We start from the raw sequence: 9,826 nt of genomic DNA, 5'->3' as shown, positions 1-9,826 counted from the left end.
CCCCCGCAACGCCGCCAACCGAATCGCGGACGGCGCCCGCCGCCCCGCCACCGCAGCCGCCGAAGACCGTCGCGCCACGGCCTGAGCCCACCCGGCCGAGTGTTGCGCCCACTGAAGACGCCCAGCCGTCGCGCAAGCGGTGGCTGATCGCGGGCGCGGCCGGGCTGGCGGTCGTGGTCGCGATCGTGGCGGCTGTGCTGTTCTTCACCGGCCAGCCGAGTCAGTCGGGCCCCACGCCATCCTCGGCCCCGGGGCCAGCCAGTGCGCCGCCCAGCGACTTGGCTGCGGTTCTGCTCGGCGCAGCAGACCTCACCACGACGATGGGCGCGGCGAATCTGGAGCAAAATATCCAGACCAGTCAGATGCTCACCTCGCCGAATATGCCGTCGAACGGGACGTGTCTCGGCGCGTTCGAACCCATCCAGGCTGCGGCCTACCAGGGCAGCGGCTTCACCGCCGTGCAGGGACAGGGGTTTCGCTCGACCGAGGCGCCCAAGCGGGTCTTGGAAGCCGCGGTCGGATTCCCGACCCCCCAAAGCGCCCGCGAGTTCGTCAGGACATCCGCGGGCAGTTGGAGTGCTTGTGGTGGCCAAACCGTGACGGTGAACGACGGTAATCAGACCACCCCGTGGACCTTCGCCGACCTCAACGGCGCGCCGCCGAGGCTGGTGCAGCGGCGCACGCAGGCAATCGCTGACGGCCGGGCGTGCCAGCGGGTCTTGAGCGCGGTGTCTCATGTGGTCATCGACGTCGTCGCGTGCGGCACGAACATCACCAACGAGGCCGTGCAGATCGCTGACCAGATGGCCGCCAAGGTGGCGCCGTAACGGGGTCGTCCCCATATCAGCTGCCGCAGAGCGTGTTTGGAGTTCGGGGCCAGACCTCAGGAAATGGGCAGCCCCCGAGCCATAGTTCCTGGTTGGACAGACCGGAGGCTCGGGGGCTGGGTGACTGCGGGGAATTCGCCAGCGCGCGCAGGTGATTCCTCGCCCGGTGCTGCTAGCGGGCAGCCACCTCACAAGTCCATTGAGCTATCAATTCGCGGACCACCTCCTTCCCTGTGTACGGCCGACCGTACCCGCTCAGCGTCGCGCCGACAACCGATTTCAGCGATCGCTGACGATGGCCGCGTCGACAAGCTCGGCGAACTCGGTCGCCATCGGTGCGCTCGGCAGTACCCGGCCGTCGAGGGTATGGACGCGAGCTGCCAGCGTCATGCTCGACACCAACCAAATTCCTTGCGCTGCAAAAAGATCAGCCACACGCAAGGCGCGATAGTCGCAGTCGTAGCCCTTGGCGCGAGCCACCCCGAACAGCGCCTGCTGCGTGGTGCCGCGCAGGATCGGATACCAGGGCGGCGGAGTCAGCAGGCACACACTGTCGCCGGCTGCTGCGGCACCGACCGCGATCACCACCGTCGACCGAGGGCCTTCCAGGACATAGCCGTCCGAGCTGACGAAAATGACGTCACCGGCGCCGTGGGCGGCGGCATGCCGCAGGGCGGCCATGTTGATGGCGTAGGAGAGTGTCTTGGCGCCGGCCAGCAGCCAGGGCATCGCCTCGACACCGGTCGCAGGCAACTCGCGGGGCAGGGTCACCGCCGCCACGCCGTCGCGACGGGCGGCGGCTATCCGGTCGGCGATCGGATTCACGGTCACGTAGGCGGTGGGCGTCGAACCGCGTTCTCGACCGCGGCTGTAGACCAGCCGCATCGCGGCTTCGCCGGCGGTGTCCGCCGCCCACTGCCGCGCCGCCAGGTCGATCGCGTGCCGCCAGCCCGGCAGGTCCGGCTGCGGCAGATCCAGCAGTTTCGCCGAGTGGCTCAACCGGCCCAGATGGGCCTCGATCAGGCACGGCTTACCGTCGCGGACCAGCAACGTCTCGAATACGCCGTCGCCCCGCACCGCGGCGAGATCATCGGCGAACAGGAGTGGCGATCCCGGCGGATGTACCTCGCCGTCGAGCGTGACGACCACGCCCAGGTGGTCTGTCATGGACCAGAAGCTTAGTGGCGATCGCGAGCGCGGCGAAGCCGGGCGCTGCGGGTCGCCACCAGAAGGCCCAGCGGTTAAGGACCCGTAGAGTTGGTGTGTGTCCGCCGTCCCCGCCCCCGACTCCGGTCCCGACACCGGCGCGATCTGGCATTACGGCGACCCGCTGGGCGAGCAGCGGACGGCTGAAACCGACGCGGTGCTGGTCGATCGTTCGCACCGCCGTGTGCTCACGTTGACCGGCGCCGACCGGCAGACCTGGCTGCACAACATCTCCAGCCAACATGTCAGCGAACTCCCCGACGGCGCCAGCACGCAAAACCTCAGCCTGGACGGGCAGGGGCGGGTCGAGGATCACTGGATCCAAACCGAGATCGGCGGCGTCAGCTATCTCGACACCGAGCCATGGCGGGGCGAGCCGCTGTTGGACTACCTACGCAAGATGGTGTTTTGGTCGGACGTCACTCCTTGCGCCGCCGATTTGGCCGTGCTCTCGCTGCTGGGGCCGAAACTCGGCGAACCAGCAGTGCTCAACGCGCTGGGACTGGATGCGTTGCCCGCCGAGATGACCGCGGTGCCGATGACCGGTAATGGCTTTGTGCGCCGGATGATCGGGGCGCAACCGGGCCAAGTCGAGCTGGATGTGCTGGTCGACCGATCCGAGTCCGCCGACTTACAGCGCCGTTTGACCCAGGCGGGTCTCCGCCCGGCCGGGGTGTGGACCTACGAGGCGCACCGGGCCGCGGCCGTGCGCCCACGGCTCGGCGTCGACACCGACGAACGCACGATCCCGCACGAAGTGGGTTGGATCGGCGGTCCGGGGCTGGGCGCGGTCCACCTCGACAAAGGCTGCTACCGCGGTCAGGAGACCGTCGCACGGGTGCACAACCTGGGAAAGCCGCCCCGGATGCTGGTGTTGTTGCACCTGGACGGGTCGGCGGACCGGCCCGCTACCGGCGACGCGGTGCTGGCGAGCGGTCGCGCCGTGGGCAGGGTTGGCACCGTGGTCGAGCACGTCGATCTAGGCCCGGTGGCGCTGGCATTGCTCAAGCGGGGGATACCGGCCAAGACCGAGCTGATCACCGGCGGTGACGCCGAGGTTCCCGCGGTGATCGACGCCGACTCGCTGCCGCCCGTCGATGGGCCCGGCGCCGGTCGGGTAGCCGTCGAGCGACTACGAGGAACGGCGCGATGACCATCTGCGCGGGGTGCGGGGCGCAACAGCGCACAACCATCGGGCACGGTAAGCTGTCGGCAGGACAATAAAGACAAAGATCGGAGCCGCCTACTCGTTGGGCCGCTCCGTTATTGCGCGAGGGGGTTCCCCCATGGGCCGTGGCCGGGCTAAGGCGAAGCAGACCAAGGTTGCTCGTGAACTCAAATACAGCTCACCGCAGACCGATTTCGATCGGCTTCAGCGCGAGCTTTCCGGGTCGGACGACGACGACGCCGACCAGCAGGACGGCGAAGACCCCTGGAGTGCCGAAGACAACTGGCGCCGCTGAGACTTTTCGGCTCCACCTGCGGCCATTTCTGGCCGGTATTGGCCCACATTTTCGTCGGCCCAAAGCCGACTTTTCTAAAACCGCGGGTGCTGCCCCACGAGCTTGGCCCGCGGGCTTTCTTTCCCGCCTTTGTTGATTGCGCCGATCACCCAGCAGTCCAAATGCCGCGCGGTCAAGATCGCCAAAGCCCGGTCGGTGTCCTCCGGTGCCACCACGGCGATCATGCCGACACCCATGTTGAAGGTTTTCTCCATCTCGGCGCGGGAGACCCTGCCGCGCTGGGCAATCATCGCGAAGACCGGCGCCGGGGTCCAAGTGCCGCGGTCGACCTCCGCTAGCAGCCCGTTCGGGATGACGCGTTCCAGATTGCCGGCCAATCCGCCGCCGGTGACGTGGCAGAACGTCCGGACCTGGGTTTCGGCGGCCAGCGCCAGGCAGTCCTTGGCAAAAATGAGGGTCGGCTCGAGCAACTCTTCGCCGAGCGTGCGGCCGAATTCTTCGACGTAACCGGCCAAGTTCATCCGGTCGATCTCCAACAACACCTTGCGGGCCAGCGAGTATCCGTTGGAATGCAGGCCCGACGACCCCATCGCGATGACGACGTCGCCGGGCTTGACCCGGTCGGGCCCCAGCACGTCGTCGGCTTCGACCACGCCGACCGCAGTGCCTGATATGTCGTAGTGGTCCGGCTCGATCAGACCGGGATGCTCGGCGGTTTCGCCGCCGAGTAGCGCGCAACCGGCGCGCATGCAACCTTCGGCGATTCCGCCGACGATCGCGTTGAGCCGTTCCGGCACGATGCGGCCCAAGGCGATGTAGTCCAGCAAGAACAGTGGCTCGGCGCCGCAGACCACCAAGTCGTCGACCACCATTGCCACCAGGTCCAGGCCGACGGTGTCGTGCTTGTCCATCGCCTGTGCGACCGCCAGTTTGGTGCCCACGCCGTCGCTTGATGCCGCCAGCAGGGGTTCGCGGTAATCGCTTCGGAGCGCGAACAATCCGGCGAATCCGCCAAGCTTGCTGCGCACCTCGGGTCTGGTGGCTTTGGACGCCAAGGGCTTGAACAATTCGACGGCGCGATCCCCGGCGTGGATATCCACTCCGGCCGAGGCATAGGTGACGCCCGGGTCAGATATCGAAGACGGGTCTTTTCCGGACTTCTTTTTAAGGTCGGCCATTGTCGGTAAAGGCTACCGGTCGGCGCCGAAACACGGGTATCGGCCACCGGTGCGCTGAGTTAAGGATGGCGCAGCACCGAGGCCTGCTCCGCCTCCGGCGATGCTTCGCGGGCGGCGATGTCGGTCTGCTTGGCTTCCCGCGCGGTTGTGGCGAGCATGTGCTCGACGACGTTCTTACCCAGCGCAGTCTCGCCGGGCAACTCGATCGGGTAGCTGCCGTCGAAGCAGGCCGCGCATAGCCGCGAGGTGGGTTGCTCGGTCGCGGCGATCAGACCACGCAGCGAGATGTAGCCGAGCGTGTCGGCGTTGATGGCATGCCGCACCGCTTCGAGCATCTCGTCTTCGTCTTCGACCGCGTTCGCGATCAACTCAGCTGGCGACGGGAAGTCGATGCCATAGAAGCACGGCCATTTCACCGGCGGCGAGGCGATGCGCACATGCACCTCGACGGCGCCGGCCTCCCGCAGCATCCTGACCAGGGCGCGCTGGGTGTTGCCCCGCACGATCGAGTCGTCGACGACGATGAGCCGCTTGCCGCGGATCACCTCTTTGAGGGGATTGAGTTTCAGCCGGATACCGAGCTGACGGATGGTTTGCGACGGCTGAATGAAGGTGCGTCCGACGTAGGCGTTCTTCATCAGGCCTTGCCCGAAGGGGATGCCGGACTCCTGCGCGTAGCCGACGGCGGCTGGTGTGCCGGACTCCGGAACACCGATCACCAGGTCGGCGTCAATCGGGCATTCGCGGGCCAGCCGACGGCCGATCTCGAGCCGGGCGCCGTGCACCGACCGGCCGGCGATCGTGCTGTCAGGTCGTGCCAGGTAGACGTATTCGAAAATGCAGCCCTTGGGCTCGGGGTTGGCGAAGCGGGTCGACCGGACGCCGTCGGCGTCGATGGCCAACAACTCCCCCGGCTCGATGTCGCGAACGAACGAGGCCCCGACGATGTCCAACGCGGCGGTCTCGGACGCGACCACCCAGCCGCGGTCCAGTCGTCCCAGGCACAGCGGGCGTACGCCGTATGGGTCGCGTGCGGCGTACAACGTGTTCTCGTCCATGAACGTCAGACAGAACGCGCCGCGCACCGTCGGTAGCAGTTCGAGTGCGGCCTGCTCCAGGCTCGAATCGGCTGCGCCGTGCGCCAACAATGCGCCCAACATGTCGGAGTCGGTGGTGGCGGCGCCCGGAACCCTGGTGTTGACCAATCCCGCTTCGCGGGCGCGGGAGACGAGCTCGGCGCTGTTGACCAGATTGCCGTTGTGCCCCAACGCCACCCCGGTGCCGGCCGCGGTGTTGCGGAACACCGGCTGTGCGTTCTCCCACGTGGTTTGGCCGCTGGTGGAGTATCGGCAGTGCCCGATCGCGACGTGGCCTTCCATGGCCAACAACGTCTGCTCTTCGAAAACTTGGCTGACTAGGCCGAGATCCTTGAAGACCAGCACCTGCGACCCGTCCGCGACGGCGATGCCGGCGGCCTCTTGGCCGCGATGCTGCAACGCGTAGAGCCCGTAGTAGGTGAGTTTGGCGACTTCTTCGCCGGGGGCCCATACGCCGAATACACCACATTCTTCGCCGGGCGGGTTTTCTAGATGCCCTGAGGCTACGTCTGCGTGGGCGGTCACGGTCGGGCGGCTCCCTGGGGGGCGGTTTGGTGACGTAACGCAGTCTACGGAAGCGACGGTGATGTGACCGAATCGGGCGGGCGTGTTGCGTCACGTCCAGAGCATTATTCCTGGCCAAACGGCCCCACCGGGTGCCAGCTGTCACATATGTCACACAACTCACCGATTGGCCGGGCGCAGCAGGGGGCCTAACCGGCCAAGCCCACCAGCGGCAGCCAGGTCTGGATCTCGCCGGCCCGCGAGCCGGACAGTCGCAGCGCCCCGGTGGCGCTGGCATCGGTCAGGTCCAGCAACCCGGTTGCCAGCAGCAGCCAGGTTCGCGGATCGGTCTCGACCACGTTGGGTGGCGTGCCGCGGGTATGCCTGGGCCCGGGAATGCACTGCACTGCAACAAAAGGCGGAATGCGGACCTCGACGCTGGCGCCGGGCGCCTGCTCGGCCAAGGTGCGCGCGGTGAGCCGAACCGCTGCCGCCAGATCCACTCGGCTCGGAGCCGGCCTGGTGTCGTCGCGTAGCCAGGCTTCGACAACCCGGACGGCGTCGCGGGTCTTAACCGGATCGGCTCGACTGCGGGCCATCGGTATAGGGTCTCACCCTTGACCTCAACCGAAGTTGAGACTCTAGCGTGGGTTGTATGTCGTTCAAACCGCACGAAATTGAGTACATGAAGGCCGCCGATCTCGCCCGGTTGGCGACCATCCAACCCGACGGCACCCTGCAGAACAGTCCGGTCGGCTTCACCTACAACGAAGATCTGGGCACCTTGGACATCTACGGTTACCGGATGTCGAAAAGCCGCAAGTTCCGCAACGTGGCTTCCAACAACACCGTTGCGCTGGTGATCGACGACATTGTGTCCCGCAACCCGTGGCGGGTGCGCTGCCTGGAAATCAGAGGGACCGCTGAACAAGCCGAGTCCGCCGAGAAGCGCACCGAACCCAGCGGCGAGGGGATCGACACCGCGATCCTGCGCATCACCCCGCGGCGCATCATCAGCTTCGGTATTGACGACACCGAGACCGAGCCGCACAAGCTGGCCTTCGACAGCCGCGACGTTCCGACGACTGCCGACTAGCGCGAGCGCCGCTGAGCGGTCAGGGCTGCGGCCGCGGCGGACTCGTTGATCGCCAAGTGCGCCAGCATCGGCGCGCTCAAGCTGCCGGACCGTTCGGCCAGCCAACCGAATACCCAACCCGCGCCGCCGGTAGCCAACACGGTGGGTAGCACCGGCTCACCGGTCGCGCGCGCATCGGCGATGTGGGAGAGGCCGAAAGCAACGGCCTGTAACAGACGACCGCCGGAGGCGCCGAAAGCACGGCCGGCTTCCGCGGCCAGCGCCGCACGGAATGCCGCCTCCTCGCCCCACACCGTACCCAGCGGTATCTGCACCGCCAGCCACGTCGATGCCGAGGCTGGCAGTTCCCGCCGGAGCATCGAAAGCCGCACGGCTGGAACGGTTGTCACTACCACGACTCCAGCCGCAGCCGTCACTGCGGCCACCAGCCCCAGGCGTGTGCCCGACCACAGTCGTGGTGGGCGCAGGCCAAGCTGCGCCCTCGTCAGCAAAACCAGCAGCCAGGCAAGTCCGGCCTGCACTGGCGACCGGCCCCGGGCGGGCAGCCGGGGACCGACAAAGCTCCAGCCAACCAGTGCAGCGGCCAGCGCAAGCGCCCGTGCAGGGCGAAAGGCATTGCGCCACATCATGCTTCAGACTGTTTCAGTGCAGCACGCACACGCTCGGTATCGGCTGCTGTCCAGCCGTCCGGCGGCGCCACCGCGACCCAGCCGTCGAGGATGTCGTTGCTGTAATTGTGGCCGTGTCCACCGGGCACCCCCTCAGCGTTAGTCAGGTCGGCGCTGACTTGCCAAAACGTGACAACCGGATACCAATGCATCAGCGCGGTGCGGTCCTGGCCGCGGGGCTCGATGAGCCACTCGGGCTGGGTGAACAGTAGATCCGGTGACCACCACACGACCGGGTCGGACGGGTGTTGCAGAAACAGCACACGAGTGCCCGGCCATGGCGGCCCAGCCAGCACGCTGATGTCTGCGGGAGCGTTGGCTTCGGAGAACCGCACGGTTCGCCCGTTGTCGTAGCGCGGCTGCACCTCCATCGTGTGAGGGTCGCGCCGCACGATCAGCGCATGCCACAGCGGACTTTCATGTGGCGGCCCCACCCATAGCACCGCATCGAAGCCCATCGCACGGATGTCGGGCAGCCACCCGAACGCGGCCTGACCGGCCATCGAGCCCAGGCTCTCGCCGTAGAGCACCAATTTTGGCCGGTGGTCTGGCGGAAGTTGTTGCCAGCGTTGGTGAACCGTGTCGATCAGCATTCGGCCTGCATCCATGGACTTCTGCCGGTCGGCGAGGAACGAGATCCAACTGGGCAGGTAGGAATACTGCACGCCGACGATCGCGGTGTCGCCGTTGTACATCATCTCCAGCGAGGCCGCCGCCACCGGATCAATCCATCCCGTGCCGGTGGTCGGCGCGATGACCAGCATTTTGCGGGTGAACGCGCCGGTGCGCTCGAGCTCGCCGACGACGGTGGCCAGTCGGCCTTGGTCGTCGGGTGCGGTGTGCAGTCCCGCGTACACCCGGATGGGCTCCTTGGCGGGCCGGCCGTTGAGCCGGGTCAGTTGAGCTGCGTGCGGACCGCTGGCGACGAAGTTGCGGCCCTGAAAGCCCAGCGAGTCCCAGGACGCCAACGACGCTGGGCTGCCGGACTTTTCCGGGAGCATCGGTTGCGAGACACCGGCTGCGGTGGCGGTATCCCGCGGCTGGAACACCGCGTTGGCGCCCGCGAAGAATCCTCGGACCAGAACACCGTTGAACAACATGATCAGCAGCGCCACAACGATAGTCGTGCCGATGAACAGCGCCACCTCGTCGTGCAAGTGCCATCGTCTGATCAGCATTCGCGCCAGCAGCTTGACGGCGTCGATGAGTACCCGAAACGTCGACACCAACAGCGCACCGACAACGACAGCAACGATCAGCGTCCGCATGTAACCCAGCGTCGTCGGGCCCTCGATGCCCATCAGCGCGGACACCTGCCGCTGCCAGGAGGCGGCCGGAATCAGCATCAGCACACTGGCCGTCGGCGCGATCACCACGACCGCGGCCTTGAGCCAGAACAGCACCCGCGCCGGCGGGGGCCACCACCGGGCACCCCGGAGCACCACCCGGTAGATGGTGTTGCCGATGACCACACCAAGGCCGTAGCCAAACGCCGCGTTGATGCCGCCGATCAGACCCTGGAAGACCCAGTCCCGCGGCAGCAGCGACGGCGTCAACGACAGACAGAAGAACAACGCGCCGAATGCGATCCCGACGAACTTCAGCCGCAGCAGGCTCCACGCCCACACCACCAACGGATGACGTTGGCCACGTTCGATATTCATCAGCCTCGGCACTCAACGAAGAAGTGCGGCCAGCACTCCTTCGGATGTGCTGCGCAGCTCTGCCAGGGACACGGTGAACAGACCCTGAACCTCCACCGCGTCCGAACCTTGGTCGACGACACC

At 66.8% G+C, this 9,826-nt stretch carries 11 protein-coding genes; 4 read left to right on the top strand and 7 right to left on the bottom strand.

The features are described from left to right. Positions 1–827: sensor domain-containing protein (locus tag WBF82_RS02610; protein WP_424381540.1), on the top strand; the 827-nt coding region annotated here is incomplete at its 5' end. A 279-nt stretch (positions 828–1,106) separates the two neighbouring features. Here the strand turns inward: WBF82_RS02610 and WBF82_RS02605 are convergent. Beyond that, positions 1,107–1,976: an aminodeoxychorismate lyase gene (locus tag WBF82_RS02605; RefSeq protein WP_424381543.1), complete on the bottom strand. Its 870-nt coding sequence runs from the start codon at positions 1,974–1,976 to the stop codon at positions 1,107–1,109. Between the two features lie 115 nt (positions 1,977–2,091). Between WBF82_RS02605 and WBF82_RS02600 the strand changes: the two genes are divergently transcribed. Together WBF82_RS02600 and WBF82_RS02595 are read left to right on the top strand one after the other, a co-directional pair. After that, a complete protein-coding gene (locus WBF82_RS02600; protein WP_424381539.1) occupies positions 2,092–3,186 on the top strand; it encodes a YgfZ/GcvT domain-containing protein in 1,095 nt (364 codons plus the stop codon). 133 nt (positions 3,187–3,319) lie between these two features. Then, positions 3,320–3,496 (top strand): DUF3073 domain-containing protein, encoded by a 177-nt coding sequence (locus tag WBF82_RS02595; RefSeq protein ID WP_424381538.1) that lies wholly within the window; start codon positions 3,320–3,322, stop codon positions 3,494–3,496. Positions 3,497–3,570: 74 nt separating this feature from the next. Here WBF82_RS02595 and purM read toward each other — a convergent pair whose 3' ends face one another. From purM to WBF82_RS02580, 3 genes are all read right to left on the bottom strand, one after another. Further along, the gene (purM, locus tag WBF82_RS02590) at positions 3,571–4,674 is read right to left on the bottom strand and encodes a phosphoribosylformylglycinamidine cyclo-ligase (protein ID WP_424381537.1); all 1,104 of its coding nucleotides are present in this window, start codon (positions 4,672–4,674) and stop codon (positions 3,571–3,573) included. 59 nt (positions 4,675–4,733) lie between these two features. Further along, a complete protein-coding gene (purF, locus tag WBF82_RS02585; RefSeq protein WP_424381536.1) occupies positions 4,734–6,296 on the bottom strand; it encodes an amidophosphoribosyltransferase in 1,563 nt (520 codons plus the stop codon). Between the two features lie 188 nt (positions 6,297–6,484). Continuing rightward, entirely contained in the window at positions 6,485–6,874 is a 390-nt protein-coding gene (locus WBF82_RS02580; RefSeq protein ID WP_424381535.1) for a sterol carrier family protein, read from the bottom strand. Positions 6,875–6,930: 56 nt separating this feature from the next. Here WBF82_RS02580 and WBF82_RS02575 point away from each other — a divergent pair, with 56 nt between their 5' ends. After that, positions 6,931–7,371, top strand: coding sequence for a PPOX class F420-dependent oxidoreductase (locus WBF82_RS02575; RefSeq protein WP_424381534.1), 441 nt, complete (start codon positions 6,931–6,933; stop codon positions 7,369–7,371). Here WBF82_RS02575 and WBF82_RS02570 read toward each other — a convergent pair. The 3 genes from WBF82_RS02570 to WBF82_RS02560 all read right to left on the bottom strand — a co-directional run. Continuing rightward, positions 7,368–7,997, bottom strand: coding sequence for a lysostaphin resistance A-like protein (locus WBF82_RS02570; RefSeq protein ID WP_424381542.1), 630 nt, complete (start codon positions 7,995–7,997; stop codon positions 7,368–7,370). The two genes, WBF82_RS02575 and WBF82_RS02570, sit on opposite strands and share 4 nt — an antisense overlap. After that, positions 7,997–9,703, bottom strand: coding sequence for an alpha/beta hydrolase (locus tag WBF82_RS02565; RefSeq protein WP_424381533.1), 1,707 nt, complete (start codon positions 9,701–9,703; stop codon positions 7,997–7,999). The genes WBF82_RS02570 and WBF82_RS02565 overlap by 1 nt, the downstream gene beginning before the upstream one ends. Before the next feature lie 12 nt (positions 9,704–9,715). Continuing rightward, a partial coding sequence (locus tag WBF82_RS02560; protein ID WP_424381541.1) for a hypothetical protein occupies positions 9,716–9,826 on the bottom strand: 111 nt, incomplete at its 5' end.

Source organism: Mycobacterium sp. (assembly GCF_049673265.1).
Classification (GTDB): Bacteria; Actinomycetota; Actinomycetes; order Mycobacteriales; family Mycobacteriaceae; genus Mycobacterium.
The sequence above is the reverse complement of the archived record's forward strand: the minus strand, read 5'-3'. Positions and strand labels throughout refer to the sequence as shown.